This is a genomic window from Aeromonas sp. SrichE-2G (assembly GCF_017939565.1).
In the GTDB taxonomy this organism is placed as follows: domain Bacteria; phylum Pseudomonadota; class Gammaproteobacteria; order Enterobacterales; family Aeromonadaceae; genus Aeromonas; species Aeromonas taiwanensis.
In genome coordinates this window covers 92,706-119,704 of sequence record NZ_JAGKRG010000005.1, presented here as the reverse complement: position 1 = coordinate 119,704, position 26,999 = coordinate 92,706, and the positions used below count along the sequence as shown (strand labels likewise).

General features: G+C 65.7%; 31 protein-coding genes. 8 read left to right on the top strand and 23 right to left on the bottom strand.

Annotated elements, in window-relative coordinates:
- The 3 genes from J9885_RS09380 to J9885_RS09370 are packed head-to-tail and all read left to right on the top strand — an operon-like array spanning position 1 to position 4,302.
- A complete protein-coding gene (locus tag J9885_RS09380; protein ID WP_210549197.1) occupies positions 1 to 1,794 on the top strand; it encodes an assimilatory sulfite reductase (NADPH) flavoprotein subunit in 1,794 nt (597 codons plus the stop codon).
- Entirely contained in the window at positions 1,794 to 3,506 is a 1,713-nt protein-coding gene (cysI, locus tag J9885_RS09375) for an assimilatory sulfite reductase (NADPH) hemoprotein subunit (protein WP_043762320.1), read from the top strand. The genes J9885_RS09380 and cysI overlap by 1 nt, the downstream gene beginning before the upstream one ends.
- Positions 3,496 to 4,302: a phosphoadenylyl-sulfate reductase gene (locus tag J9885_RS09370; RefSeq protein ID WP_210549092.1), complete on the top strand. Its 807-nt coding sequence runs from the start codon at positions 3,496 to 3,498 to the stop codon at positions 4,300 to 4,302. Before cysI ends, J9885_RS09370 begins: the two co-directional genes overlap by 11 nt.
- Before the next feature lie 64 nt (positions 4,303 to 4,366).
- Here J9885_RS09370 and folA read toward each other — a convergent pair whose 3' ends face one another.
- From folA to J9885_RS09350, 5 genes are all read right to left on the bottom strand, one after another.
- Entirely contained in the window at positions 4,367 to 4,855 is a 489-nt protein-coding gene (folA, locus tag J9885_RS09365) for a type 3 dihydrofolate reductase (protein WP_210549090.1), read from the bottom strand.
- Between the two features lie 23 nt (positions 4,856 to 4,878).
- The gene (locus J9885_RS09360) at positions 4,879 to 5,346 is read right to left on the bottom strand and encodes a threonine/serine exporter family protein (RefSeq protein WP_043762326.1); all 468 of its coding nucleotides are present in this window, start codon (positions 5,344 to 5,346) and stop codon (positions 4,879 to 4,881) included.
- A 67-nt stretch (positions 5,347 to 5,413) separates the two neighbouring features.
- Positions 5,414 to 5,539, bottom strand: a complete 126-nt coding sequence (locus J9885_RS20080; RefSeq protein ID WP_282598290.1) for a hypothetical protein — start codon at positions 5,537 to 5,539, stop codon at positions 5,414 to 5,416.
- Entirely contained in the window at positions 5,536 to 6,333 is a 798-nt protein-coding gene (locus J9885_RS09355) for a threonine/serine exporter family protein (RefSeq protein ID WP_210549087.1), read from the bottom strand. The genes J9885_RS20080 and J9885_RS09355 overlap by 4 nt, the downstream gene beginning before the upstream one ends.
- 215 nt (positions 6,334 to 6,548) lie before the next feature.
- Entirely contained in the window at positions 6,549 to 6,887 is a 339-nt protein-coding gene (locus J9885_RS09350) for a DUF3135 domain-containing protein (RefSeq protein ID WP_210549085.1), read from the bottom strand.
- 408 nt (positions 6,888 to 7,295) lie between these two features.
- Here J9885_RS09350 and mog point away from each other — a divergent pair, with 408 nt between their 5' ends.
- The gene (gene mog / locus J9885_RS09345; protein ID WP_043762333.1) at positions 7,296 to 7,826 is read left to right on the top strand and encodes a molybdopterin adenylyltransferase; all 531 of its coding nucleotides are present in this window, start codon (positions 7,296 to 7,298) and stop codon (positions 7,824 to 7,826) included.
- A 63-nt stretch (positions 7,827 to 7,889) separates the two neighbouring features.
- Here the strand turns inward: mog and J9885_RS09340 are convergent, their stop codons facing one another.
- The 18 genes from J9885_RS09340 to J9885_RS09250 all read right to left on the bottom strand — a co-directional run bounded on the left by J9885_RS09340 (position 7,890) and on the right by J9885_RS09250 (position 23,652).
- A complete protein-coding gene (locus J9885_RS09340) occupies positions 7,890 to 8,294 on the bottom strand; it encodes a DUF2541 family protein (protein WP_043762334.1) in 405 nt (134 codons plus the stop codon).
- A 103-nt stretch (positions 8,295 to 8,397) separates the two neighbouring features.
- Positions 8,398 to 9,624 (bottom strand): beta-ketoacyl-ACP synthase, encoded by a 1,227-nt coding sequence (locus tag J9885_RS09335; RefSeq protein WP_210549083.1) that lies wholly within the window; start codon positions 9,622 to 9,624, stop codon positions 8,398 to 8,400.
- Positions 9,621 to 10,346 carry a 3-ketoacyl-ACP reductase FabG2 gene (locus J9885_RS09330; RefSeq protein ID WP_210549081.1) on the bottom strand — a complete coding sequence of 242 codons (726 nt, stop codon included), beginning with the start codon at positions 10,344 to 10,346 and terminating at the stop codon, positions 9,621 to 9,623. Before J9885_RS09330 ends, J9885_RS09335 begins: the two co-directional genes overlap by 4 nt.
- A 9-nt stretch (positions 10,347 to 10,355) precedes the next feature.
- Positions 10,356 to 10,817: a hotdog family protein gene (locus J9885_RS09325; RefSeq protein WP_210549078.1), complete on the bottom strand. Its 462-nt coding sequence runs from the start codon at positions 10,815 to 10,817 to the stop codon at positions 10,356 to 10,358.
- Positions 10,810 to 11,994 (bottom strand): beta-ketoacyl-[acyl-carrier-protein] synthase family protein, encoded by a 1,185-nt coding sequence (locus tag J9885_RS09320; protein ID WP_210549076.1) that lies wholly within the window; start codon positions 11,992 to 11,994, stop codon positions 10,810 to 10,812. Before J9885_RS09320 ends, J9885_RS09325 begins: the two co-directional genes overlap by 8 nt.
- On the bottom strand, positions 11,991 to 12,548 hold the full coding sequence (locus J9885_RS09315) for a DUF3261 domain-containing protein (protein WP_210549073.1): 558 nt from the start codon (positions 12,546 to 12,548) through the stop codon (positions 11,991 to 11,993). Before J9885_RS09315 ends, J9885_RS09320 begins: the two co-directional genes overlap by 4 nt.
- The gene (locus J9885_RS09310) at positions 12,545 to 14,914 is read right to left on the bottom strand and encodes an MMPL family transporter (protein ID WP_210549071.1); all 2,370 of its coding nucleotides are present in this window, start codon (positions 14,912 to 14,914) and stop codon (positions 12,545 to 12,547) included. Before J9885_RS09310 ends, J9885_RS09315 begins: the two co-directional genes overlap by 4 nt.
- A gap of 44 nt (positions 14,915 to 14,958) precedes the next feature.
- Positions 14,959 to 15,573: an outer membrane lipoprotein carrier protein LolA gene (locus J9885_RS09305; RefSeq protein ID WP_210549069.1), complete on the bottom strand. Its 615-nt coding sequence runs from the start codon at positions 15,571 to 15,573 to the stop codon at positions 14,959 to 14,961.
- Positions 15,570 to 15,995 carry a thioesterase family protein gene (locus J9885_RS09300; protein WP_210549066.1) on the bottom strand — a complete coding sequence of 142 codons (426 nt, stop codon included), beginning with the start codon at positions 15,993 to 15,995 and terminating at the stop codon, positions 15,570 to 15,572. Before J9885_RS09300 ends, J9885_RS09305 begins: the two co-directional genes overlap by 4 nt.
- Before the next feature lie 98 nt (positions 15,996 to 16,093).
- A complete protein-coding gene (locus tag J9885_RS09290; RefSeq protein WP_210549065.1) occupies positions 16,094 to 17,662 on the bottom strand; it encodes an aromatic amino acid ammonia-lyase in 1,569 nt (522 codons plus the stop codon).
- Positions 17,649 to 19,352, bottom strand: coding sequence for a glycosyltransferase family 2 protein (locus J9885_RS09285; RefSeq protein WP_210549064.1), 1,704 nt, complete (start codon positions 19,350 to 19,352; stop codon positions 17,649 to 17,651). Before J9885_RS09285 ends, J9885_RS09290 begins: the two co-directional genes overlap by 14 nt.
- On the bottom strand, positions 19,349 to 19,705 hold the full coding sequence (locus J9885_RS09280; protein ID WP_043762345.1) for a hydroxymyristoyl-ACP dehydratase: 357 nt from the start codon (positions 19,703 to 19,705) through the stop codon (positions 19,349 to 19,351). The genes J9885_RS09285 and J9885_RS09280 overlap by 4 nt, the downstream gene beginning before the upstream one ends.
- Complete coding sequence (locus J9885_RS09275) at positions 19,689 to 21,059, bottom strand: AMP-binding protein (RefSeq protein ID WP_210549063.1); 1,371 nt, start codon at positions 21,057 to 21,059, stop codon at positions 19,689 to 19,691. The genes J9885_RS09280 and J9885_RS09275 overlap by 17 nt, the downstream gene beginning before the upstream one ends.
- Positions 21,056 to 21,643, bottom strand: coding sequence for a hypothetical protein (locus J9885_RS09270; RefSeq protein ID WP_210549062.1), 588 nt, complete (start codon positions 21,641 to 21,643; stop codon positions 21,056 to 21,058). Before J9885_RS09270 ends, J9885_RS09275 begins: the two co-directional genes overlap by 4 nt.
- Positions 21,644 to 21,662: 19 nt before the next feature.
- A complete protein-coding gene (locus J9885_RS09265; protein WP_210549061.1) occupies positions 21,663 to 21,911 on the bottom strand; it encodes an acyl carrier protein in 249 nt (82 codons plus the stop codon).
- Between the two features lie 3 nt (positions 21,912 to 21,914).
- Positions 21,915 to 22,181, bottom strand: a complete 267-nt coding sequence (locus tag J9885_RS09260) for a phosphopantetheine-binding protein (protein WP_210549060.1) — start codon at positions 22,179 to 22,181, stop codon at positions 21,915 to 21,917.
- Between the two features lie 17 nt (positions 22,182 to 22,198).
- A complete protein-coding gene (locus J9885_RS09255; RefSeq protein WP_043762350.1) occupies positions 22,199 to 22,957 on the bottom strand; it encodes a lysophospholipid acyltransferase family protein in 759 nt (252 codons plus the stop codon).
- Entirely contained in the window at positions 22,942 to 23,652 is a 711-nt protein-coding gene (locus tag J9885_RS09250) for a beta-ketoacyl synthase chain length factor (RefSeq protein WP_210549059.1), read from the bottom strand. The genes J9885_RS09255 and J9885_RS09250 overlap by 16 nt, the downstream gene beginning before the upstream one ends.
- 247 nt (positions 23,653 to 23,899) lie before the next feature.
- Here J9885_RS09250 and J9885_RS09245 point away from each other — a divergent pair, with 247 nt between their 5' ends.
- The 4 genes from J9885_RS09245 to J9885_RS09230 all read left to right on the top strand — a co-directional run bounded on the left by J9885_RS09245 (position 23,900) and on the right by J9885_RS09230 (position 26,948).
- Complete coding sequence (locus tag J9885_RS09245; protein ID WP_210549058.1) at positions 23,900 to 24,292, top strand: hypothetical protein; 393 nt, start codon at positions 23,900 to 23,902, stop codon at positions 24,290 to 24,292.
- An 18-nt stretch (positions 24,293 to 24,310) separates the two neighbouring features.
- The gene (locus J9885_RS09240) at positions 24,311 to 25,387 is read left to right on the top strand and encodes a methyltransferase (protein WP_210549056.1); all 1,077 of its coding nucleotides are present in this window, start codon (positions 24,311 to 24,313) and stop codon (positions 25,385 to 25,387) included.
- A 48-nt stretch (positions 25,388 to 25,435) separates the two neighbouring features.
- Positions 25,436 to 25,651 (top strand): hypothetical protein, encoded by a 216-nt coding sequence (locus J9885_RS09235; RefSeq protein ID WP_043762355.1) that lies wholly within the window; start codon positions 25,436 to 25,438, stop codon positions 25,649 to 25,651.
- A 574-nt stretch (positions 25,652 to 26,225) separates the two neighbouring features.
- Positions 26,226 to 26,948, top strand: a complete 723-nt coding sequence (locus J9885_RS09230) for a carbonic anhydrase (protein ID WP_210549054.1) — start codon at positions 26,226 to 26,228, stop codon at positions 26,946 to 26,948.
- The last annotated feature ends 51 nt before the right edge of the window (positions 26,949 to 26,999 follow it).

The following is a 26,999-nucleotide window of genomic DNA, read 5'->3' as shown; positions in this document are numbered from 1 at the left end:
ATGCCATTGACAGCCCCCATACCCAACCTCAGCCCGCTCTCTGACGAACAGCAGCGCCAGCTTAACCAGGTCCTCGCGACCCTCAACACCCAGCAGCTCGCCTGGGTGAGCGGTTATCTCTACGGCCTCTCCCAGGCCGGCGTCCAGCCCGTTGCGGCCGGCAGCACCGAGGCCGCGGCCCCCGGCGGCAGCCTCACCATCCTCTACGGATCCCAGACCGGCAACGCCAAGGGCGTGGCCAGCGCCATCAAGGCACAGGCCGAGGCCAGCGGCCTGCCGGTGACCCTCATCTCCATGGCGGACTACAAGCCCAAGCAGCTCAAGAAAGAGACCCACCTGCTGGTGGTCGTGAGCACTTACGGGGAAGGTGAGCCGCCGGAGAGCGCGGTCGATCTGTTCGAGCAGCTCAAGAAGGGCAAGATTGGCAAGCTGGACGGCCTCAAGTTCGCCGTACTGGGGCTGGGTGACAGTTCCTACGAATTCTTCTGCCAGACCGGCAAGGATTTCGACGACTTCCTGTCCAAAGCAGGTGGTGAGCGTATTTATGAGCTGGCGAGCCTGGACGTGGATTACCAGGACGCCGCCAAGGCCTGGGGCGAGCAGGCGGTCAAGGCCGTTGCCGCCACCCTCTCCGCGGGCAGTGCCGGTGCCAGCGTGGCAGGGGCCGTGCAGGCGGCCGTCGGCCACAGCCAGTACCACAAGGAGAACCCCTTCCCGGCACGGCTCTCCGTCAACCAGAAGATCACCGGCCGCGACTCCACCAAGGACATCCGCCATATCGAGATCAACCTGGAAGAGTCCGGCATCACCTATCAACCCGGGGATGCCCTCGGTATCTGGTTCGACAATGACGCCGATCTCGTGGGCGAGGTGCTGACCCTGACCGGTCTGAGCGGTGACGAGGCCACTCCCCATGGCAGCCTGCGCGAGGCACTGACCCGCCACTTCGAGCTGACCCGGCTGCACGGCGGCCTGATCACGGGCCTCGCCGAGATCGCGGACAACGCGGCCCTCAAGGATCTGGCCGGCGACAAGGCCCAGGTCAATGCCCTGGTCGCCTCTGCCCAGGTGGTGGATGTGCTCAAGCGTTTCCCCGCCTCCCTGAGTGCAGATCAACTGATCGCCCTGCTGCGCCCGCTCACCCCGCGCCTCTACTCCATCGCCTCCGCCCAGAGCGAGGTGGAAGAGGAGGTGCACCTGACCGTCGGCGTGGTGCGCTACCCTCAGGAAGACGGCACAGTGCGCAGTGGCGGCGCCTCCTCTTATCTGGCGGACCGCCTGGCCGAAGAGGCCGAGGTGCGGGTGTTCGTGGAGCACAACGACAACTTCCGCCTGCCGGCGAACCCGGATACCCCCGTCATCATGGTGGGCCCTGGCACCGGCATCGCCCCCTTCCGCGCCTTTATGCAGGAGCGGGAAGCCCTCGGGGCCTCGGGCAAGAACTGGCTCTTCTTCGGCAACCCTCACTTCACCCAGGATTTCCTCTATCAGGTGGAGTGGCAGCGCTATGTGAAATCCGGCCTGCTGTCGAAGATCTCCCTGGCCTTCAGCCGGGATCAGGCCAACAAGATTTATGTGCAGGATCGCCTGCGCGAGGCGGGGCTCGAGCTCTACCAGTGGCTGGAAGCAGGCGCACACGTCTATGTGTGTGGCGACGCCAACCACATGGCGAAAGATGTGCAGGAAGCCCTGCTGGAAGTGATTGCCGAACATGGCCACAAGAGCCGTGAGGAAGCAGAAGAGTATCTGAGCGAATTGCGTCGTGCCAAACGTTATCAAAGGGATGTCTACTGATGAGCAAACAAGTTATTCCGGGACCGGTCGAAGGACCGCTGGCCGACAACGAGCGCCTCAAGCGCGAGAGCAACTTCCTGCGCGGTACCATAGAGCAGGATCTGCAGGATCCCCTCACCGGTGGCTTCAACGGCGACAACTTCCAGCTGATCCGCTTCCACGGCATGTACCAGCAGGATGACCGCGACATCCGCCCGGAGCGCGCTGCCCAGAAGCTGGAGCCCCTGCACAACGTCATGCTGCGTGCCCGCCTGCCGGGCGGCATCATCACCCCGGCCCAGTGGCAGGTGATCGACAAGTTCGCCGAAGAGCACAGCATGTATGGCAGCATTCGCCTGACCACCCGCCAGACCTTCCAGTTCCACGGCGTGCTCAAGCGCGACATCAAGCTGATGCACCAGACCCTGAACAGCACCGGCATCGACTCCATCGCCACTGCGGGGGACGTGAACCGCAACGTACTGTGCACCAGCAACCCGGTGGAGTCCGAGCTGCACCAGGAGGCCTACGAGTGGGCCAAGAAGATCTCCGAGCACCTGCTGCCCAAGACCCGCGCCTACGTGGAGATCTGGCTGGACGGCGAGAAGCTGGGGGAGGACGAGGAGCCTATCCTGGGCTCCAACTACCTGCCGCGCAAATTCAAGACCACTGTCGTGATCCCGCCCCACAACGACGTGGACATCCACGCCAACGATCTCAACTTCGTGGCCATCGCCGAAGGTGGCAAGCTGGTGGGCTTCAACGTGCTGGTGGGCGGGGGTCTCGCCATGACCCATGGCGACACTACCACCTACCCGCGCAAGGCGAGCGACTTCGGCTTCGTGCCCCTCTCCCACGTGCTGGAGGTGGCGGCCGCCGTGGTCAGCACCCAGCGCGACTGGGGCAACCGGGTCAACCGCAAGAACGCCAAGACCAAGTACACCCTGGAGCGGGTCGGCGTCGAGGCCTTCAAGGCCGAGGTGGAGAACCGTGCCGGCATCCAGTTCGGGCCGGTTCGCCCCTACGAATTTACCAGCCGTGGCGATCGCTTCGGCTGGGTCGAGGGGATCGACGGCAAGCACCACCTGACCCTGTTTATCGAGAACGGCCGCCTGCTGGACTTCCCGGGCAAGCCCCTCAAGACCGGCATGCTGGAGATCGCCAAGGTGCATCAGGGGGACTTCCGCCTCACCGCCAACCAGAACCTCATCATCGCGGGCGTCCCGGCCGGCGAGAAGGCCCGCATCGAGGCGCTGGCGCGCCAGTACGGCCTGCTGGATGACGGCGTGAGCGAACAGCGCAAGCAGTCCATGGCCTGCGTGGCCCTGCCCACCTGCCCGCTGGCGATGGCCGAGGCCGAGCGCATGCTGCCGGCGTTTGTCACCGACATCGAAGGCTTGCTGACCAAGCACGGCCTGGCGGATGACGCCATCATCTTCCGCGTCACCGGCTGCCCCAACGGCTGCGGCCGCGCCATGCTGGCGGAAGTGGGGCTGGTGGGCAAGGCGCCGGGTCGCTACAACCTGCACCTGGGTGGCAACCTGGAGGGAACCCGTATCCCGCGCTTGCACCTGGAAAACATCACCGAGCCGCAGATCCTGGCCGAGCTGGATGCCCTGATCGGCCGCTGGGCCACCGAGCGCAACCCGGACGAGTGCTTCGGCGACTTCGTCATTCGCGCCGGGATCATCGCTCCGGTCATCGACTCCGCGAGGGACTTCTATGCAGCCTGAACAGACTGATACCGAACGGCTGGCGCGCACCGCCGACGGCCGGCTCGACCTCGACGCCCTCCTGGCCCTGAGCCGGGAGGAGCAGGTCGAGGCGCTGGCGCCCCTCAACCGGGCGCTGGACGCCATGAGCGCCCCCGAGCGGGTGCGCTGGGCCCTGGCCAACCTGCCGGGGGAGCACGTGCTGTCGTCGAGCTTCGGCATCCAGGCGGCGCTCATGCTGCACCTGGTGAGCCGCGAGCGGGCCGATGTACCCGTGGTGCTGACCGATACCGGTTATCTCTTCCCCGAGACCTACCGTTTCATCGACGAGCTGACCGAGCGGCTCGCCCTCCACCTCAAGATCTACCGGGCAGAACTCAGCCCGGCCTGGCAGGAGGCCCGTTTTGGCCTCTTGTGGGAACAGGGCGTGGAGGGGATCACCCGCTACAACCAGCTCAACAAGGTGGAGCCCATGGACCGCGCCCTGAACGAGCTGGGTGCCCAGACCTGGTTCTCTGGCCTGCGCCGTGAGCAGTCAGGCAGCCGGGGCAAGCTGCCTGTGCTGGCCATCCAGCGCGGCCGCTTCAAGTTCCTGCCGGTGATCGACTGGAGCAACAAGGACGTCTTCTACTACTTCAAGGAGTTCGACCTCCCCTACCACCCCTTGTGGGAGCAGGGCTACCTGTCGGTCGGCGACGTGCACACCACCACCAAGTGGGAGCCCGGCATGAGTGAGGAGCAGACCCGCTTCTTCGGCCTCAAACGCGAATGCGGCCTGCACGAAGAAGGTGGCGAGAGCGACGGCTCCGGCATCTGACCCCGACCTTCGCCCATAAAAAACGCCCGGCCAGTGCCGGGCGTTGTCGTCTCGGGCAGGCGACTCAGCGCCGTTGCCAGGTCTCGAAACGATAGGGATGGGGGTTCTTCTCGTCAGCGGGATGGGCCTCGCTCTCCACGAGCCGCCACTGCTCGTCGTCGAACGCCGGGAAACGGGTATCCCCCGCCACCGCCAGATCGATCCGGGTCAGATAGAGCCTGTCGGCCCGTGGCAGCAGTTGGCCATAGAGGTAGCCGCCCCCGATCACCATCAGCTCGTCCACCCCTTCCCCCAGCAGTGCCAGCGCTGCCTCGACCGAATCGATGACCTCCACGCCCTCGGCCTGATAGGCCGGGTTGCGGCTGATCACCAGATTGCGGCGTCCCGGCAGCGGTCGGCCGATGGATTCAAACGTCTTGCGCCCCATCAGCACCGGTTTGCCCAGGGTCACCCGCTTGAAGTGGGCCAGATCCGCCGGCATATGCCAGGGCATCTGGTTGTCCAGGCCGATCACGCGATCGTGCGCCATGGCGGCAATCATGGAAATTTGCATGGTGTCAGCCTCTTGCACCCTTCTCAGACAATGGGCCGGTTACGGTACACGACCAGGGAGGGTATCGCCAGCCCGAAGCTCAGTGCGCCCACGATGAAGATGGCCTTCAACCCGTTCTCCAGCGCACTCTGGATAAGCTCCATGGTCACCCCGGAGATGTTGAGCTCCACCACGGCGATCATCGCCTTGAACGCATAGCTGCCGGGGATCATGGGGATGATGGAGGCCACGCTGAACACCGGGCGGGGAGCCAGCAGGCGTCGGGACCAGTAGACGCAGACAAAACCGACAGTGGTCGCCGCCGCCAGGGTGGCCCACTCGATGGGCATGCCGTGGTGAATGAGCAGGGTACGCAAACTGTGAGCCAGGGCGCCCCCCATGGCGCAGTACTTCAACATCCGTGGCGGCACGTTGAACAGCATGGCAAAGCCCACCGCCGGAATGGCCGACCAGAAGGCATCCTTGGCCAGCAGCCAGAGCAGATCCATCATGCCTCTCCTCCTTGAATGCGGCCGACCGACGTCGCCAGCGTGATATTCGGCGCCTGATGCAAACCCGTCATACCTTCCACCCCCAGATACCGGTTACCGACATGGCGAGGATGATGCCGGTATGGTTCCGTGCGCTGATGGACAGCCGGTTTGCCCCGATCAACAGGGTCGATACAGCGTCAAAGGTCTTCATACCTTCCACCCCCAGATACCGGTCACCGACATGGCGAGGATGATGCCGATCGCCGCGCTGATGGTGAGCAGGGTCGCCGTGCCCCAGCGGGCCAGCCCCATGTTGAAGTAGCCCTTCACCATGTCGGAGACCGCGTTGATGAGCGGGAAGCCCGGCACCAGCAGCAGCACGCTGGCTGCCATGGCGAGATAGGGCTGGGCCCCCCAGCCAAAGAAGGTGGCGCTGGAGGAGAGCAGGGTGGCGATGAAGCCGGTGGTGGCGAAGTTGATGAGGGGGCTGTGGTGATGGCGGGCCATCAGCTGGCGCACCCGCATCGCCACGGCGGACGAGAAACAGGTCACCAGGAAGATGGGCCAGTCGCCGCCGAACAGCAGGCTGAAGGCGCCACAGGAGAGGCCCACCATGGGCACCACCAGCCAGGGGTGATAGTGGAAAGGCACTATGGCCTCCAGCCGCTGACGCACCTCCCGTGCGCCGATCAGCGACTTCTCCGCCATGATGCAGAGACGCTGGATCTCGCACACCACCTGCATGTTGATGCCGTGCTCCCGCACCCGCCGGGTGGTGGTGACGCAGCTCCCCCGGTTGAGGCTGGTCAGCACGATGGCGCTGGAGGAGATGGCCATCTCGACGCTCTCCAGCCCCAGCGCAATCCCGAGCCGGACCGTGGTCTGCTCTATGATGCGGCTCTCGGCCCCGAACTGGGCCAGCATCTGGCCCGCCTTGACGATGATCCGGGTGATCTCCGTCTGCTGCTCCCGCGACAGCTCCCTTCCTGGTGTGATGCTGCTCATGATCCCTTTGAGTGTTAGCAAGATGGAATATGCCGAGATATTACCCCAAACGTGATATTTCTCCATCCCTATCTGACCGGTCGTCAGCCCTGCGGGAATTAATGCACCGGATGACGACGATTCGCAGCAAATAGAAAACAAATTCCCCAAATTTCGCAACACGGGGATATAGGTTGAAGTGCGGGGGAATAGGGTTGCAGGCCGGGAAGCACCGATTATTTATCTTTGCGGTAGGTCGCAAGCAGTATCACGTTATTTGGCGGCGAACCCTCATACGGGTCCGAAAATGAGTCATCCTGCAGGTGATTGAAATGCTGGCGCATGGCATTGACGGATTCGTGCATCATATTGGCGATGCGGATGCAGCTGTCCATGTTGTTTCTGGCGAGACGACGCTGGCAGTCGATACGAAACTGCAGACCGCGCAACCGCCGTTGCTGCTCCGGCCCCACCTGGGCGATCAGGGTCTCTATCTGCTGGTGCAACAGCGCATCGAGCCGCTGCGGCTCCGCCAGGGCCCAATGTCTCAGGGTGTCAAAGTCAGGCAGCTCCATATGCCCTCCAGGCTGGACGTATCGCGCGTATTACAGCAACGACGACGCCGATCCATCACTATTTCACTGTCCATAGGAAGGTTATATAGGATGGTGGGAACTTTGGTTCAGTCGCCTCCGTGCCACAGGAGTCCAGTTTTCCGAAAAATAGCCTGACAGGCCAGGGGGAATGGCATTTATTCCTTATGATTCATGAAATTGTTTTCAATTTGACTGCGCCAGTTTTTTTATAAAATTTGAATTCGTTTTTCGTCTTTCTTATTCGCTATTCATCGGTGTGACATAAACAGCTTTTCGTTCGACTCTCTATTTTTGTCATTCCCGCCCCTCCCCGCCCCCGACGATTTAACATATCTCACTGATTATGTTATTTTATTTACCACTTATTGCGGCAACCAAGAGCAGACCATGAGCAAGGCAAGAATCGGTATCGTCACCGTCAGCGATCGCGCCAGCGCGGGCATCTACGAAGATCTGTCCGGCAAGGCCATCATCGACACCCTGAACGCCTATCTGACCTCGGCGTGGGAGCCCGTCTACCAGGTGATCCCCGACGAACGGGATCAGATCGAGGCGACCCTGATCCGGCTGGTCGACGAGGAGCAGTGCTGCCTCGTCGTCACCACCGGTGGCACAGGGCCGGCCAGACGGGACGTGACGCCGGAGGCAACCGAGGCGGTCTGCGATCGCATGATGCCGGGCTTTGGCGAACTGATGCGGGCCGAGTCCCTCAAATTCGTGCCGACCGCCATACTGTCGCGCCAGACTGCGGGGTTGCGCGGCGACTCGCTCATCGTCAACCTGCCGGGCAAGCCCAAGTCCATTCGCGAGTGCCTGGATGCGGTCTTCCCCGCCATCCCTTACTGCATCGACCTGATGGAAGGGCCCTACCTCGAGTGCGACGAAGCCGTCATCAAGCCGTTCAGGCCCAAGAAATAAGCCCCCTGTTCCAGGGGATGAACAAGGTGGCCGGGTCTCCCCGGCCGCCGTCATGCTCCCGCCCTATTTGCGGCCGTATACCCTGACACCGGCCCGGCTCCCTTCCGAATTGCCGTACACCTCGATCCGCTTGATGCAGAGCCGGCTGCCGAGGGACTTCCACCCCGACTCCTGATCCTCTTTCAGATCCCTGTCAAAATAGAGGGTCTTGCTGCGATCGCTGCCATAAAACACCTTGACCCTCTCCAGGGTCAGCTCCCGCCCCGCCTTGACCATGATGGACTTGGTGGGACGACAGGCGAGCATGGGAATGATGGCGGGGTGATCGCCGACGCCAAGCAGAATGGTCTTGCCCAGCCGGAATTCATCGTCGGCCAGGGCCGGCGAGGCCGGCACCCAGAGCAGCGTGGACAGCAAGCATGCGGCCAGGCCGCGGCGGGAAAAGGATGAAACAGATAAAACGGACATGATGCCTCCCTGAAAAAGGGAGGCATCTTAATTAAGCAAAGCTAAACCCAGGCTGTACTGGAACTGAACCCAGGCTGCACCGGAGCTGAACGGGCAGGCCCCGTCAGGACCAGCGCTTGAAGATGAGGGAGGTATTGATGCCGCCGAACGCAAAGTTGTTGGACATCAGGTACTCCACGTCCAGCGCGCGGCCGCTGCCCATCACGTGATCCAGCGGGGCGCAGGCGGGATCCGGCTCCCTCAGGTTGATGGTGGGGGCAAACCAGCCCTCCCGCATCATCTCCAGGGCCAGCCAGGCCTCGATGGCGCCGCAGGCCCCCAGGGTATGGCCGAAGTAGCTCTTGAGGGAGGAGATGGGAGTGCGATCGCCGAAGATGGCGGCGGTGGCGTGGCTCTCCGCGATGTCGCCACGCTCGGTGGCGGTGCCGTGGGCACTGATGTAGCCGATGTCGGCGGGCTGAAGCCCGGCCTGGGCCAGCGCCATCTCCATGCAGAGCCTGATGGTCTCCTGCTGGGGCTGGGTCACGTGGGTGGCGTCGCAGTTGGTGGCAAAGCCCACCAGCTCGGCGAGGATAGTCGCGCCGCGCGCCTGCGCATGTTCCAGCTCCTCCAGCACCAGGGTGCCGGCCCCCTCGCCTATCACCAGGCCGTCCCTGTCCCTGTCGAACGGTCGTGGCGCCAGCTCTGGGTGGTCGTTCATCTGGCTGGTGGCAAACAGGGTGTCGAACACCACGGCCTCAGACGGGCAGAGCTCCTCCGCCCCGCCGGCCACCATCAGGGTCTGGTAGCCGTGCTTGATCGCCTCATAGGCGTAGCCTATTCCCTGGCTGCCGGAGGTGCAGGCGCTGGAGGTGGGAATGACCCGGCCACGCAGGCCGAAGAAGAGCCCTGTGTTGACCGCCGCCGTGTGCGACATCATCTGCACATAGGTGGTGGCCGTGATGCTGGCAGTGCTCTTGTCGTTGAGCATGGTCCCGAAGGCGCGGATGGGATCCGTGCTGCCGATGGACGAGCCGTAGGCAATGCCGGTGCGCCCGTCGGTGAGCACGGGGTTGTCCAGCAGCCCCGCCTGCGCCAGCGCCAGCTCGGTGGCGACGGTGGCAAGCGCCGAAACCCGCCCCATGGCACGGGTCTTCTTGCGCGGGTAGTGGGCCGGCAGCACGAAGTCCGGGATGGGGGCCGCCAGCCGGGTGTTGAGGCCGTCGTAGATGGCCCACTCCGGCATGCTCACCACCGCATTGCGCCCCGCCTGCAATCTGGCCCGCACGCTCGCCCAGTCCTGCCCGAAGGCCGTTACCCCGGCCATGCCGGTCACCACAACCCGTTTCATACCATGCCCCCGTTGATGGAGATGACCTGCCGCGTGACATAGCCTGCGATGTCGGACATCAGGTAGGAGACCAGACCGGCCACCTCGTCCGCCTGCCCCATCCGCTTGAGCGGGATGATCTTCATCGCCTCCGCCTTCACCTCCTCGTCCACCATGCCGGTGTCGATGAGGCCGGGGGCGACGCAGTTGACCGTGATCTTGCGCTTGGCGAGCTCGAGGGCCAGCGCCTTGGTGGCTCCCATGATGCCCGCCTTGGCGGCGCTGTAGTTGACCTGGCCACGATTGCCCATCAGCCCGGACACCGAGGAGATGGTCACGATGCGCCCGCCCCGGCGCAGGCCGATCATCGGCATGATGCAGGGCTTGAGCAGGTTGTAGAAACCGTCCAGGTTGGTGTGCAGCACCCCGTCCCACTCCTCGTCGGTGAGGGCGGGGAAGGCGGCGTCACGGATGATGCCGGCGTTGCAGACCACACCGTAATAGGCGCCGTGCTCGGCCATGTCGGCCTCCAGCCGCGCGCGGCAACCCTCGCGATCCGCGATGTCGAACTGGAGCAGACGCCCCTGTCCCCCGGCCGCCTCCAGGCTGGCCAGAGTGGCCTCGGCGCCGGCCCGATCGCTGTGGTAGTGCACCACGATGACAAAGCCGTCGGCCGCCAGCTTGAGGGAGATGGCGCGGCCTATCCCCTTGCTGGCGCCCGTGACCAATACGCTAGAGCTCATGAAACTTCCTCAGGCTAACAAATCGGACAATTCGCCGGGGCCCGGCTGGTAGGTGGAGAGCCGCGCCTGGGCGCACTCCTCCCCGTCCAGCAGGATCCGGCAATCAAAACTGGCCATGCCGCCGTCTTGCAACAGGCAGCACGCCTCTATGGTGAGCAGGGTGCCCGGCGCGAAGCCCTCCGGCTGGCAGCGGTACTTGCGGGTGCCGAGCAGCATGCCGATGCGCACCGGCTCGCCGCGCAGCCGCCCCTGTATGCCGGCCCAGGCGGCGATGGTCTGGGCCATCAGCTCGATGCCGACCCAGGCCGGCAGCCTGCCTTCCCCATCCAGCAGCAGGGCGTGGCGGGCACCGATGCGGGTCTCGCAGCGCACCCGCAGGGCATCCACCGCGCAGAGCCGGTCCAGCAGCAGCATGGGGGCCTGGTGGGGCAGCAGGGTCTCGATGGCAGGCAGTGAACCTGGCTCATTCATGGTGAACGCTCCCAAACAGCAGGCTGACATTGTTGCCACCGAAGGCAAAGGAGTTGGAGAGCACCCGGGGCGCCGCCAGTGGCACCTCGTCGCTCACCAGCCAGATGGGGGCCAGCGCCGGATCCGCCGTGGCCACCCGCTGGGGCGGCAGTGGCAGTGCGCGCTCCAGCAACAGGCAGGCGAGCGCGGCCTCGATGGCTCCCGCCGCACCCAGGGTGTGGCCGGTGAGCGCCTTGGTGGAGCTGCAGGGCACGCGGTTGCCAAACAGGCGGTGCACCGCCTGGCTCTCCATGGCGTCGTTGAGCCGGGTGGCGGTGCCGTGGAGATTAAGGTAACCCACCTCCTCTGGCGCTATCCCCCCCTGGGCCAGCGCCATGCGCATCGCCGCCTCGGCCCCGATGCCCTCTGGATGGGGCGCCGAGATGTGCCAGGCATCGGAGGACTCCCCCGCCCCCAGCAGCGCCAGCGGTGCAGGCTCCCGGCTCAGCAGGAAGATCGCTGCCCCCTCGCCGATGTTGATCCCCTGGCGGGCCAGATCGAACGGCTGGCAGCGCGCACAGCTAAGGGACTCCAGGCTGTCAAAGCCGTTGAGGGTGAGCCCGCACAGGCTGTCGGCACCGCCCACCAGTACGGCGTCCACCAGCCCGGCCGCCAGCAGCCGCTGGCCGCTGATGAAGGCGCGCGCGCTGGAGGAGCAGGCGGTGGAAATCGTCCAGGCCGGCCCGGTCAGGCCGAGGTGGCGGGACAGGAACTCCGACGGGGACCCCAGCTCCTGCTGGCGATAGTCAAACTCGGGGGGCACGGCCTCCCCATGCCGGGCGGCGGCCACCGCCAGCTCGGCCTCGCCGATCCCGGCGGTGCTGGTGCCGAGCACCAGGCCGACCCTATCCCTGCCGAAGGTGGCCAGCGCCTGGTCCAGGGCTGGCCGGATCTGGGCTAGCGCAGCCAGCAGCAATTGGTTGTTGCGCGAGGCGTAGGGGGCCAGCGCCGCCGGGATGGCCGGCAGCTCGTCCTCCACCTGGCCCACCGGGGTCAGGCGGCCATCCAGCAGCGGTGTCCGGTGGCGATCCAGCGGGCTGACACCCGCGTCGTGCCAGGCCTTCAGCGCCTCGGCGCTGGCATCGCGCCCCGCCCCCAGCGCCGAGACGAGACCATAGGCGGCGATATAACAGCTCATTGGCTCAGGGTCTCCAGTTGCAGACGGTAGTTGAACACGTGCTGTTGCAGGCTGACCGGCTCGCGCACGCCGTCGGCGTCGCTATAGCGGATCTCGGTGACCAGGGCACCATCGGGGGCGTGCAGCCGGCGCGTCAGCCCATCGTCTTGCAGCGTCCAGCCCGGCGGCAGCTGCGGCTGCCAGCTTGCCAGCGGCCAGTAGCAGAGCATCACGTCCGCCAGCACCTGGCTCACCGGCGGCATACCGCCGGTGAGCAGCGGGCTGAGCTGCTCGGTCGCAATGCCCTGCTGGTCATAGCGCACCCGGAACAGCCGCACCCCGCTCGGCGTGAGGCCCACCAGGGTCAGCTGGCGACCGTCCGCCTCCAGCACCGTCATCAGCTGGTGAGAACGCCCCCCCACGCTGGCGGTCAGCAGCTGCTGGCGATAGAAGGGGGTGGCCAGCACGGGGGCCGGCAGCGTCATGGCTGTCCCCTTGTCGAGATAGGCGGTGGGGGTCGGCTGGCTGCTGCAGCCCCCCAGCAACAGGGTGAAGAGGACGAACAGGGTTCTCATTGTGGCGTTGGCTCCCGATTCTCCTGCCCAAGGGATGGCGGCGCCTGGATGGCGCCATCCTGCCCCACCCGATCCAGCACCAGGGGAGAGAGCAGGAATGCAGTAAAGATACCGCCGCTCAGCACCAGGCCAAAGCCTGCGATGGCGGGGGTGTGACTCAGCGCCAGCAGACCGAAGGCCAGCTGGGTGGTGAGGTTGGCCAGCAGGATGGCGAGCAGGGTGGAACTCTGGCGCGCCACCCCGCTGCCGCTATGGGCAAAGAAGAGGCCGTAGTCGATGCCGATGCCGAAGATGAGGCTGAGCGCCAGCACCCCGAACAGGGTGAGCGGCTGACCACAGGCGGCGAGCAGCGCCAGCCCCATGGCCAGCGCAATCAGGTTGACCAGCAGCACCCGGGCCGCCCGGGCCGCCCCCATCCGTCGCCACAGCAGCAGGGCCACCAGCGCGATGGCCACCGCCAGCAGCTCCGCCAGCTTGACGCGGTAGTGGGCAAACAGCTGGCTCCACTCGCTGCGCTGATCCTGCCAGTAGACCCCGGGCTCGGCCGCCGCCAGCGCCGTCAGGGCCCCTTCGTCTGTCACCCCCACCAGCGGCACCCAGATGGCGACGCGGCCGTCGCTCGCCGCGTGCCACAGCAGGCGGCTCCCCTCGCTGACCGGGCTGGCCAGCCAAGCCGCCGGGGTCAACCATTCGGGTTCCCGAACGGGCGCCTGCACAGGCAGGCCGGCCGCCTTGAGCCGGCTCACCACCTCGGGCAGCAGGGTGCGGATGGCGGCGGCGTCCTCCTGCTGGCGCGCCAGGGAGGGCAACCAGCGGTCGAGGGAGACGAATTCCTGCAGCGCACCGCGTGCCTTCAACGCGGCCAGCGGGCCGTGGAGCCGCTCCAGCCGTTGCAGTGCCTGCTCGCCGTCCGCTCCCGTCACCAGGAGGCCCTGTATGCCCCCCTGCTGGCCGGTGAGCGCCTGGATCCTGCGCTCCTGCCCCTGCAGCTCCGCTGGCAGAGGTTGCAACCGGCGGATGTCGTCATCCACCTGCAGCCGGCTGACGCCGAGGACCGCCAGCACCAGACAGCAGAGCGGCAGAACGATACGCACCAGCGGGCGTTGCTGCCAGGCCAGCAGCCAGCCCTGCAGCCAGCGCTGGCCCCAAAGCGGCCTTGTCGGCAGCGGGCCGACCCAGCGCGGGAACAGGCAGAGCACGGTGACGAAGGCGCTGAACAACCCCGCCAGGGCGCACACCGCCAGCTGCTGCAACCCCGGGAAGGGGGCGAACCAGAGCAGGCCATACCCTATCAGGGTGGTCAGCACCGCGAGCGACAGGCTCGGCAGCAACTTGAGCCGGGTCTGGTGGGGCGTCTCGTCGTCGCCGTGCAGCCGCCGCTCGCACAAGAAGTGGATGGCGTAGTCAATGGCGATGCCGATGAGGCTGCTGCTGATGACCAGGGTGAAGACGTGGATCTCGCCAAACAGGAGCAGCACGGTGCCGAGCCCCCACATCAGCCCCACGCCGATGGGCAGCAGGGAGAGCAGCAGCGCCCGGGTGGAGCGGAACACGCCCCAGATGAGCAGGATGACCCCGACCATGGAGCCCAGCCCTATGGTGGAGATGTCCTGCTGGGCCAGGTTGCTGGCGTGCTGGCTGTAGAAGAGGGTGCCCCGGCGCAGCAACTCGGTGCCGGGATAGGCCTCGGCGAGCCGTTGTTCAGCCCCGGCCAGCGCGCTCAGCAGCGCCTGGTTGCGCTGGATGTCGAAGGCGGAGAGATCCAGCTCGGCCCGGATCATATACCAGTCGCGCCCCCCCTTGTCCCGGCTCACCAGCCAGCCCTCCTTGAGCTGCATGGCGCCGCCGGCCTCGGCCAGCACCCCGGCCCGGGTCAGGAGCAGAGGATCGCTCTGCCACTCGGCGCGGGAGACGCCGCCGAAGGGGGAGTAAATCTGGCCGAGCACCCACTGGCTCCACCCCTCGGCGCCATCGGCGAGGCGCGCCCGGCTCGCCGGATCCAGCCGCTGCCAGGCCAGGGCGTGCAGATAGCGCTGCCAGGCGGGGGCCAGCTCGGGCTGCTCCCCCTTGATGCGGGACAGGGCAGGCAGCGTGCCGAGCTGCTTCGCCCAGAAGGTAGCGGCGGCGCGCCCGTCCTGGCCGGCGGGCAGGCTCAGCATCCAGACCAGCTGGCGGTCGAGCTGCTGCAGCAGACCCTGCTGCAGTGCCGGGTCCAGATCGCTGCGGGACTCGTGGGGCAGCAGATCCATCAGGCTGGTGTTGATGCGGCTGTGGGGCAGCTGCCAGGCGAGCACCGCCGCCAGCAGCAGGCAGAGCCCGATCCAGACAGTGCCGAGCCAGCGCCAGGTGGTTTCAGCGTGCAGCAAGGCGGGCTCTCCTCCTGGAGGGGGCACCAGAGTACGCGCGGGCACTAGTGGACAGCAAAGCGGGCCTGCTCCTCAGGGGTCAATGGCAGGGGGCGCTCGCGCCAGGCGCTGAAGCGGATGCGGGTGCTGTCACCCTGCCGATCGGCTATGAGCAGCTGATCCAGCTGCCCCTGGCCGCTCAGGGTGAGGCTGGCGAACACCTTGTCGAGCGGGGCCCGGCTTGGCACCAGCACCAGCTGCCAGCCCGTCTCCGAGCTGTGAAAATCGATGGTGAAGTAGCGGCCCAGGGTCGCCTCGTCCGAGCCGAACAGCGCCAGCAGCATCTGGCTGAACTCCAGCAGCTGGGGGTTGTCGATGACGGTGGCGGGCTGGCCCGCCATCTGCTGCACCATGCGCGTCGGCGTCAGGGTGAGGGTCAGGGGGAAGGGCTTCTGCTGCTGCCACCAGAGGCCAAGATCACGCACCAGCAGCAGCTCGCCGGAGGCTTTGAGGGGCTGGCTCAGCCCCGCCACCTGTTTCTCCTGCTCGAAGCGGGCCTCCTTGGCCTGGCTCAGGGCGAGCAGCTGCTGCACTTCGGCCCGGCTCAGGGGCGCCGCCTGCAGCGGCCACGCCAGCAGCAGGAACAGGCCGGCCACCAGCCGCGTCATCACGGGGGTCATTCGCTCACCCCCAGCTTGTCCAGCAGCACCCTGGGAGAGGCCAGACACATCTCGCCGCTCGCCTTGTTCACCGCCACCTGGATGCTGTACCCCTTGCTGGTGCGCACGCCGCTCTTCGCATCGAACAGCTCGTACTCGATCTTCAGCCGGTTCTGGTATTCGCACAGTCTCGCCTCGACCCGCACCTTCTGGCCAAAGCGCAGGGGCGCCATGTACTTGAGCCGCAGATCGATGATGGGCCAGAGGTAGCCGGACGCATCCATCTGCGGATAGTTGTAATCGATCTGCTCGAGCAGGGCGCAGCGGGCCAGCTCGATGTAACGGACGTAGTGGCCATGCCAGGCGACCGCCATCATGTCCACGTCGTGGAAGGGGATCTCCACCTCGATGCTGTGGCTGATCATCCAGGGTTCATGCTGCATGAGACTTCTCCATCAGGCCATGCCAGACATCCACAGCCATCATGTCCACGTCGTGGAACGGGATCTCCACCTCGATGCTGTGGCTGATCATCCAGGGTTCAGCTGACATGTTTCGACTCTCCGTAAAACTGATAGTGGCGCCCCTGCAACCGGGCGATCAGGGCCCTGAGCTCTTGCTCCAGGGGTCTGTCCTCCACCAGTGGCGGGTGATCCGCCCTCACCGCGAGCACCGTCTCGCGCAGGGGCTGGCTCAGGGTCTCCAGGCCGTGTTGCCGGGCATTCAGGCGCAGCTCCACCCCCTGCACCGCCGCCAGCAGGCAGGCGGCTCCCACCTGCTCGCTCAGGGTCAGCACCCGCAGGGCATCCCGCGCCGCTATGGTGCCCATGCTCACCTTGTCCTGATTGTGGCACTCGGTGGAGCGGGAGAAGACGCTGGCGGGCATGGTCTGCTTGAGCGCCTCCGCGGTCCAGGCCGAGACGCCGATCTGCACCGCCTTGAAGCCGTGGTTAATCATCTGCCGCCCCTGTGGCGCGCCGGAGAGGTTGCTCGGCAGGCCGCCGTTGAACTTGCTGTCCACCAGCTGGGCCAGCTGGCGATCCAGCAGGTCGGCCAGGTTGGCGACGGCCGCCTTCATGCTGTCCATGGCCATGGCGATGTGACCGCCGTAGAAGTGGCCGCCGTGCATCACGTGCTCCTCTTCGCCGTCGATCAGCGGGTTGTCGTTGGCGCTGTTGAGCTCGTTTTCGATGAGCTGGCGCCACCAGGGCAGGCTGTCGGCCACCACCCCGATGACATGGGGGGCGCAGCGCAACGAGTATCTGTCCTGCAGCCGGTCGCTGTGGCGCGGCAGCTCACCGGCCACCAGATCCTCTCTCAACCAGGCCGCGACCCCCTGCATGCCGGGGTGCGGCTTGGCGGCAAACAGCCGCTCGTCGAAGTGGAAGGCGTTGCCCCCCATGGCGACGCTCACCAGGGCGGTGATCCGGGTCGCCAGTTGCATCAGGTACTCGGTGCGGGCGTAGGCGAGGCAGGCCAGCGCCGTCATCACCGAGGTGCCGTTCATCAGCGCCAGCCCCTCTTTCGGCCGCAGGGTCAGGGGGGTCACCCCCAGCTCCCGATAGACCTCGGCGGCGGGGCGCAGCACACCATCATGATGAAGCTCGCGCTCCCCCACCAGCACAGCGGCGACGTAGGAGAGCGGGGTGAGATCGCCGCTGGCGCCCACCGATCCCTCTTCCGGAATGCGCGGCACCAGATCCTGCTCCAGCAGCCAGCAGAGGCGCTCGAGCAGGGCCGGGCTGACCCCGGAGACCCCCTGCGTCAGGGAGCAGAGCCGGGTCGCCAGTACGGCGCGGGCGGCATCGAGCTCGAGATCCGCCCCCAGCCCGCAGCCGTGAAAACGGGTCAGGTGCAGCGGCAGCTCGGGCACCAGCTCGGTTGGCACCGGCCGGGTCACCGAATCGCCGTAGCCAGTGGTCACCCCGTAGATGACCCCCTCTTCGGCCAGCAGCCGGTCGAGGAAGTCGGCGCCCCGCTGGATGCGGGCCATGAAGGCGGGATCCGGGTTCAATGCGGGGGTGGCACGGAGTTCCGCCAGCGCCACCACGTCTTCGATGGTCAGCGGCTTCGCGCCGAAGACAACCCTGCTCATCTCACTCTTGTTCATCGGTCAGCTGCCAGAAATCAAAAAAGTTGAACCAGTCCAGCGGGGCGCGCAGGCAGTGGTGCTGCAGGCGATCGGCATAGGCCTGTACCCGGGACGCGAGAATCTGTTGGCGCCCCTGCCGCGGCAGGGGCTGGCCATCGGCAAAGGGCTCGAAATGCACCCGAAAGCGCCCTTGCTCCTTGAGGCCGAACATCAGGTAGACGGGGCAGCCCAGCACGCTGCTGAGCACGAAGGGGCCGAGGGGAAACGGCGCAGGCGCGCCGAGGAAATCGGCCCAGATCACCCGCTTCTCCCGGGTCACCGAGGTGCGATCGCCGACGATCACCACCCACTCTCCCAGCTCCAGCTTCTCCTTGAGCAGGATGGCGGTATCGGCCCCCAGCTCCTGCACCTGGATGAGGTTGAGGTGCGAATCCGGGTTGATCTGCTTGAGCAGGGCGTTGAAGCGGGCCGCATGGCGGGTGAACACCAGCGCATTGATGCGCAGCCCCTGCTTGCGACTGCCGAGGGCCCGACACAGCTCGAGATCGCCAAGGTGAGAGCCCAGCAGCAGGACCCCCTTGCCGCTGGTGATGGCGGTCTGGTAGTGCTCAGCCCCCACCAGTTCAACCTGCTGCTCTGTGATGTCGCCGCGCCAGCCCGCCAGCTTGTCGAGGGCCGCCTCGCCGAAGCGCAAGAAGTGGCGAAAGCTCGATCTCGGCTCGGCGGGCAGCGCCACGCCGCGCTCGCCGGCGAAGGCCTCGAGTCGCGCCAGATAGGCCTGGGAGGCCTCCCGCTGGGCACGACCGGTCAGCCAGAAGTAGCCGATGACCGGATAGAGCAGCAGGGAAAATCCGCGCCGCCCCAGCAAACGATAGCTGGCCAGCATGATCTGCATGCCGAGCAGCGAGCCCCGCTCCGGGGTGCGCGACCAGTGAGAGCGTCGCTCGCGCCACAGCCGGGTGACGCGGGCGCCCAGACGGGCGGGCCAACGGCAGAGGCACAGCAGCAGATCCCACAGCAGGCGGCACACCAGCCGGGTGTGCATCCAGGAGATGTCGAGGTTGTCGCGAAAAAGCCGGAAGTGGGAGCGGCCGTCGACGGGGTAGATCACCCGGGTCGGCACGAAGCGCATCGGCACCCCGTCCCAATGGAGGCGCACCATCACCTCGGTGTCAAAATCCATCCGCCGGCCGAGGGCCACCCGCTCCAGCAGGGCGCAGGTGGGCGCCAGCGGATAGACCCGAAAGCCGCACATGCTGTCCTTGATGACGAACGACAGCGTCTCTATCCAGACCCAGACATGGGTGATATAGCGGCCGTAGAGGCGCCCCTTGGGCACGGAGTCGTCGTAGAGCGGGCGGCCGGAGACGAGCGCCGCCGGGTGCTGGCGCGCCTCCGCCAGCAGGGCCGGCAGGTCGGCGAGATCGTGCTGGCCGTCGGCATCCACCTGCAGGGCGTGACTGAAGCCGAGCTCATGGGCGCGGCGCAGCCCCGTCATCACGGCGCCCCCCTTGCCCTGGTTGTGGGGGTGGCGCAGCAGGGTGACCCAGGGGTGCTGGGCGGCCAGCGCATCGAGCGCTGCGGCGGCGACGGGCTCGCTGCCATCGTCGACCAGCAGGCAGGGCAGCCCGAATTCGGCCAGCCGCGCCAGCACGGGGGCCAGCGGCTCGGCATGGTTGTAACAGGGAATCAGAATGCAGGGGTTCATGGGATCAGGCGCACCCGCCCGCTGCTCGCCGGCTCGTCCCCGAGCTGGTAGCTGAAGAGGAGCTGGCCCTTGTCCGCCTGCCACTGCAGGCTCAGGCTGCACTCGGCCCCTGGGCGCAACGGGCGCTGGAACTTGAGCTGATCCACCCCGTGAAACGGCAGTGTCAGCTTGAGCCGGCTGGCGGCGTAGTGCATCACCCAGTGGACCTGGGTCACCCCGGGCAGCAGGGGCGCCCCGGGAAAGTGGCCCGCAAACCAGGGCAGTGCGGGATCGAGTCGCAGCCGCAGGCGCACGCCATCGGCCAGCACCTCGCAACCCAGCTCGGTTGGCAGCGTGTCAGCGGGCAGGCTCATCGAACAGCTCCTTGAGTAGTGGCCAGGGGCGTTTGCCCTGGGCGTTGACGGGCATCTGCTCAACCCGGCGCACGCTGCGCGGCAGGGCGACCGGTTCGAGCCAGGGACGCAGCTGCTGGCGCAGGGCCAGGAGGAAGCGACCCTGACCGAGCTCGTCCCAGCGGGCGGCGCCCAATTCGCTTAGCACCAGCACGGCGCCGAGGATCTGGCGATGGCCCTGTTGCAGCGCCAGCACGGCGGCCGATTCCACCTCCGCCAGGGCCTGCAGGCGCGCCTCCACCTCGTCGAGGGAGATGCGCTTCTCCTCCAGCTTGACGATCCTGTCCTGACGCCCCAGCAGCTCGAAACCCTCCTCGTGCAGGGCGATGCGATCGGCGCAGGCCAGCCAGTCGTTCTCTTCCAGGAAGGGGGAGCGCAGCAACAGGCCCTGATCCGGGCTGACCCGCACCTCGACCCCGGGCAGCGCCGTCCAGGGGGTCTGCTCCCGATGGCGCTGACGCCAGCCGATGCCGCCGGTCTCGCTGCTGCCGAAGATCTCCACCGGCAGCTGACCGAGCAGCAACCGGGCTTGCCGGGCATCCTCCAGCTGCAGGGGGCCGCCGGAGGAGACGATCAGCCGGCAGCCGGTGGCGGGCATGGCCGGATCGAGCCGGCTCAGGAACGCTGGGGAGGCGATCAGGCACCAGGGGGCGCCTTGCGTCGCCAGCTGCTCCGGGTAGTCGATGGTGCGGCGATCGAACGGGCGACCGAGGGCCAGCGGCAGCAGGATGCGAAACAGCAGCCCGTAGATATGCTGGTGGCTGACGCTGGCCAGCACCCGGGTGCCCGCCATCCGCTCGCCCCAGAGCGCCATCTGTACCCGCAGCTCGGCCTCCAGCTGGGGCCAGGCCTTGGGGATCGCCTTGGGCTCGCCGGTGGAGCCGGAGCTGAACAGGGTGATATCCAGGCGCGCGGGCGCAAGATCACCGTGTGCGGCATCCAGCCCCTCGTGGGCATCGGCCAGGGGCAGCCTGAGCTGAGGCACGACAAGTGCTGCACCGGGCAGCTCGGAGTCGGTGAGCAGGCCGTCAAACTGGCTCTGCAGTTCCTGCAGGCCGGCCAGTCGCTGATGACCTGGCAGAATAGCCTGATAGCCGCCGAGGGCGCAGGCGAGCAACGCTTGCGTGAACAGCAGGCTGTCGTCGAAGCAGAGGGCCCAGCGCGCGCCAGGCTGGCCGGCGCTCTCGTGACGGGCCATGGCTCTGGCCAGTTGCAGGCTGGCGCGGCGCAGCTCGGCCAGGGTCACCTCCCCCTGCGGGCCGAAGGCCACCGGCTGGGCACCATCGCGCAGCCAGAGGGTCTGCAGCAGGCTCATGGGGTCAGCCTCTTCATCACGCGCCTGCGCACCAGGTACTCCCCCCCCATCAGGCAGCCCATCAGGACATAGCTGACGAGGCCGTTGTAGAGGCTCCAGAGCGCCAGATCCCCGTGCCAGATGGTGGCGGCCGCGAGGGCGCCGTTGAACACGAAGAAGCCGCACCAGACCTGGGTCACCCGCCGGGTGTAGCCGATGGCCGCCGCCGGCAAATCGGGATCCTGCAAGCGGGCCAGCCGCTCCACCAGGCTCATGGGGTGGGTCAGGCTCCAGCCGAACAGACAGAGCAGGGAGAGACTCACCGCCAGGGGGTAGTAAAGCAGCCAGTGCCGGGCACTGAACAGGGCAGAGAGCAGGGTCAGCCCGAGCCCGATGCAGGCCAGCAGGCGGCCCAGCCAGAGCCACTCCGGCAGTGGGCCGAGACGGACCCGCCCCTTGAGCAGGCCGGGCAAGAGTCGCAGCGAGAAGAGGAGCAGCAGGGCGAGCAGCAGCGGGGTCTGACCGGCACGGGTCAGCCCCCAGTAAACCGCCAGCGGGTAGAGCAGCAGGACACCACCGGCCAGCCAGGAGAGCCAACGCGTCATGATTTGGCGCGAACCGGCATCAGGAGTCTGCCAGCAGACGCTCGACCGCATCCACCACGTCGTTGACGCTGCGTACCGACTTGAACTCCTCCGGCTTGATCTTCTTGCCGGTCAGCTTCTGCAGGTGCACCACCAGATCGATGGCGTCGATGCTGTCGAGTTCGAGATCCTGGTAGAGACGGGCCTCGGGGGTCACGGCCTCTTCGTCGACTTCGAACAGCTCGACGAGGGCGGCCTGGATCTGGGCAAAGATATCGTCACGGGTCATGGCTCAGGCCTCCGCTTTAGACTGCGCCTGCACCAGGGCCACCAGGGCCGCGACACAGGCAAAGTGGCGACGGGTATTCTCATCGTCGGCGGAGAGGACGATGCCGTAGCGTCCCTTGATGGCAAGGCCCAGCTCCAGCGCATCGATGGAGTCCAGCCCCAGGCCGTCACCGAACAAGGGGGCCTGGCTGTCGATGTCGTCAGGGGTGAGCCCTTCGAGGTTGAGGCTGTCGATGATGAGTTGTTTTATCTCTAGATGCAGGTCTTGCATAACTGTTCCATACGCTGTCATTGGGGCCCCGGTTGCAGGGCCCGGGTGAGAAACCGGGTCAACTGGCGGGCGGCCAGTGCACTGCTCTGGCCGGTGGCGACCACCTCTTGTGCCGCCACTTGCTGCAGAAATTCTATGGTGAAAGTCGGCTTATTTTCCGGGATCTTGAACCATTTGTCCTGCTTGGTGAGAAAACGGGCGCTGCAGTGGATCCGCACCAGCTGCACCGGCACCTGGGCGCGCACCGCCAGCTGGGCCGCGCCGCGCTGCAGCTTGATCGGCTCCCCCGGAGTGGTGCGTGTTCCCTCCGGGAAGATCAGCAGCAGGCCGCCGGCCCGGATCCGCGCCGTGCACAGGGTTAGCAGATCCTCCCCCGCCACGTTGGGCAGGTAGTCGGCCGCCCGCACCACGCCGCCGATGAAGGGGTTGCGCCAGAGGGATTGCTTGACGATGCAGTCGCACACCGGCATCTCGGCCGCCAGGATGACATAGTCGAGCAGGCTGGGATGGTTGGCCACCACCAGGGCGCCTTGCAGGTCGGCGGGCATGCCGCTCACCCGGTAATCCAGCACCCCCCAGCCCCGCAGCATGGCCAGAAACAGCCGGAAGCTGTGGCGAATGGTGAGCTGGGCCAGGGTACGGCGCCGCTCCCCGCGCAGGCAGAGCGCCAGCAAGGGGAACCAGAACAGGGAGAGCAGCAGCCCCCCCACCCCGAACAGGGTGAAGCCAAGGGCCGTGCCGATCAGCCGCCATCCCCGGTTCAGCAAGCTTGCCATGTCCACTCCTGACGGTCATCACCCAGGGTCAGGGTCCGCTCGTCCCGCAGCAGGGCGCGCCAGAAGGCGAGGCTCTGGGGAAGCGGGCGGGCGGCGTCGACCGCGGGTCGTACCCCCTCGCAGCGCCACTGGTCGCCAGCTTCGAGCACCAGCCCCAGGGCGTGGGGCGGCGCCTCCGACCCCAGCCAGGGGCGATGAAACCCGGGCACAGGCCCCTCGAAGGCCACCAGCAGCACCTTGCGGGCGCCGGCCTGCAGGGCCGCCACCGCCTCGGTCAGGCCTGCCATCAGGCTGCTCTCCCCTGCCGCCAGGGACGTCATGGGGATGGCGGCCTTGCCCTGGATGGAGCAGAGCCCGGCGGCGGTGTTGTGCACCGACATGGAAAAATCGGTAGGCGACAGCGCCTGACGGTCCGCCAGCGCCTGCAAGAGCGTCATGGAGCGGGTCAGTTCGCCGTGGCGGCTGGCGAAGATGGCGTAATCGACGGGGTGGCTGGCCAGCAGGCTCAATCCCACCTGCACCGCCAGCCGGGAACCCTGGCTCAGGCGGCGCGCCATCATCATGGGCAGCAGGGGGGTGGCGGGAAACGGCGGCTCGACGGGCCAGCGGCCCTGTTGTGCCCACGCCTGCCAGGCGGCCTCATCGACGAGACCGGGTGACAGGGCCTGACTGTCCTGCAGTGAAAAAGAGAGCATGTTTCAGGCAACCTGTCCTTGACCTTGGTGTAAATGCCCTGGGAATAACAGGCGCGCCCCCGGCGGGCGCAGCCTGCTCCACGGCATGAAATGGAGTCATCACGTTAATTCTGGGCGGATAATACCATTATTTATCAAAAATAATAGCTGGCACAGATTATTCCCCGCCATGGTGATTGAAAAATAACGATTTGTGTTGTCTTATTGCCATCCGCCAGTGGTGAATATACTCTCCAAGGAATATATTATGAAACTCGTTAATAAAATATGCGTGGTGCTGACCTGTGCCCTGTTGGCCGCCTGTTCTACCAGTCAGCCCATTCGCAATATGGCTGCCAACCCGGTTGCTTTTAATTTGACCGATGAGCAGGTAGCCAATGCCATTATTACGGCAGGCATCAGCAAGAGCTGGGTGATGAAGAAAGAAAAACCCGGACTTATTCGTGGTCAGGTCAATGTGCGCCAACATCAGGCCGTGATCGATATTCCCTACAGCGCTCGCGATTATTCCATCAATTATGTGAGCAGTGTCAATCTGGACGACGAGGGCAAGGGCAGCATACATCGCAGTTATAACCGTTGGGTCCTGGGCCTTAATCAGGCCATCCAGACCGAACTCGCCCGCACCCAGAGCCATTGATCCGGCAGGAGCCACCCCGTGAAGCATTATCAGACAGACCCCTACAATGCGCTGGAGGCCATCAGCGAGGCCCAGAAAATCGCCTTCGGCCCCATGCTGTTTCAAGCCAGCTGGTGTCTTCGCGAGACCGGGGTGCTCGCCTTTCTCGAGAGTCGTGGTCAGCAGGGCGCACCGCTGGCGGACATCGCCCGGGCCTGCGAGCTGAGCGAATACGGCGCCGGCGTGCTGCTGGACATGGGGCTCGGCGGCGGCCTCTGCTACCTGGCCGAGGAGCGCTATGTGCTGGGGCGGGTTGGCAAGTACCTGCTGAACGACCCCATGAGCCGGGTCAACTTCGACTTCACCCAGCACCTCTGCTACCAGCCCCTCGCCCACCTGCTCGACGCCATTCGTCAGGGCACCCCGGCCGGCCTGCAGGTATTCGGCTCCTGGCAGACCCTCTACCCGCATCTGAGCGAGCTGCCGGAAGAGGCCCGCCGCAGCTGGTTTGCCTTCGATCACTTCTACTCCGACTGGGCATTCCAGCAGGCGTTGGACAAGGTGTTCGAGTACGAGCCGCGCCACCTCTACGATCTCGGTGGCAACACCGGCAAGTGGGCGCTGGCCTGCGCCAGTCGTGATCCTGCGCTGCAAGTCACCATCCTCGATTTGCCCGAGCAGCTGGCGCTCGCCCGCCGCAACATCGAAGAGGCGGGGTTGGCGGATCGGGTGCAGGGCCATCCGGTGGATCTGCTGCAACCGGGTTCCCTGCCCGGTGAGGCAGACATCTGGTGGATGAGCCAGTTCCTCGACTGTTTCAGCCACGAACAGATCGTCGCCATCCTGAACCGGATCCGGCTGGCCATGAAACCGGACGCCCGGGTCTGCATCCTGGAGCTGTTCTGGGACCGCCAATCCTTCGAAGCCGCCAGTTTCAGTCTCAACGCCACCTCCCTCTACTTCACCTGTCTGGCCAATGGCAACAGCCGCTTCTATCACTCCAAGGAGCTGTACCAGTGCCTGCGCGAGGCCCATTTCCACGTGGAGGCCGAGCACGAGATCCCGGGCCCGGGCCACACCCTGCTGGTTGCCCGCCCCTTGCACACCCAGCCATAATGGCCGTCATCACACAGACTGCAACGATGACACGAGAAGGAGCACGCCATGGCGCGTAACGGCACGGCACTGTTGGCACTCGGCCTGATCCTGGGCAGCCTGCTCGGCGGTTGCGCCGACATCAAGGAGGCGGGCAGGACGGTGGGGCACACCACCCGGGACGTGACCCGGGAGATTGGCCACACCACCCGTGACGTGACCCGCGAGATAGGTCACGGCACCCGGGATACCGTCAAGAAGATAGGTAACGAGTTGAACGACTGACAACAGGGGCCCAGTCCCCTGCTGTCATAAGGGGGTCAGTCCCACCTGGTCATCACCTGAACGCCATCACCGGCTCAGGCGCGTTTGCCCGTCCCGTCCAGCCACCGACCCCCGACACTCTCGATTCGGGTTTTCTCTCCCTTGTGGCCGGGCATGGCAGCAGCCCCGGCCTGCCCGCGCATAGCTGCCTGTTATTTGTTCAATGGCTGGATGGGAAAACAAAAACCATATTGGAAACAAGGTATTGATATATCGCAGGAGGCCTGGTGGCGGGAGCCTGAGCGGTAGAAAAAGATGAACCTTGATGGATGTAACATGAGGGAATTCATCTGCAACGACACGCCATTAATTAGATTGCTTTCAATAAACACGGCAATTATTCAATATGCATGGGGTGCCGAACATTATTTAGATTCATGTTAAATGCATCATAAATATCGTCGACAATCCCCAGCCAATAATAAAAATCCGGTCTGACATTCTGTATCCCGCATTTCAGATGATGCCATCTGCGATTTCCGTGTTTATTGCGGGAACGGATGGCCGTGCTTTTCAATCAAGATAAGGATGCATGATGAGAAAGTCCCTGTTCGCCGCCCTGCTGCTGTGCCCCACCGCCTTCGCCGCCACCCCGCACTGGGAATACGGTGGCGAGGCCGGTCCGGCAAAATGGGCCAGCCTCACCCCGGAATATGGCCAGTGTGCGGGCAGCAACCAGTCGCCGGTCAACCTGACGGGCCTGGTGGAGGCCGAACTGGCCCCGCTGCAGTTCCACTACCAGGCAGGCGGGCGCAGCGTCACCAACAATGGCCACACGGTGCAGGTCGACTATGCCCCCGGCAGCACCCTGGAGCTCGATGGCATGCGCTTCACCCTCAAGCAGTTCCACTTCCACGCCCCCAGCGAAAACCTCATCGAGGGCAAATCCTACCCCCTGGAGGGGCACCTGGTGCACGCCAATGACAAGGGTGAGCTGGCGGTGGTGGCGGTGATGTTCGAGCCGGGCGGTGCGAACACGGCCCTCGGCCAAGCCTGGCAATCCTTGCCGGCCAAGGCGGGCGAGCACCACGAGCTCAAGGAGCCGGTCTCGGCGGAGCAGTTGCTGCCCGCCAAACGGGACTACTACCGCTTCAGCGGCTCGCTGACCACCCCGCCTTGCTCGGAAGGGGTGCGCTGGCTGGTGATGAAGGATCCGGTGCAGGTGAGTCAGGCCCAGATCGACGCCTTCAAGGCGGTGATGCACCACCCCAACAACAGACCCGTCCAGCCCCTCAACGGGCGACTGGTGCTGCAATAAGGTGGTATGTCACCGATTTGCGCAATAAAAAGAGGGCCAACGGGCCCTCTT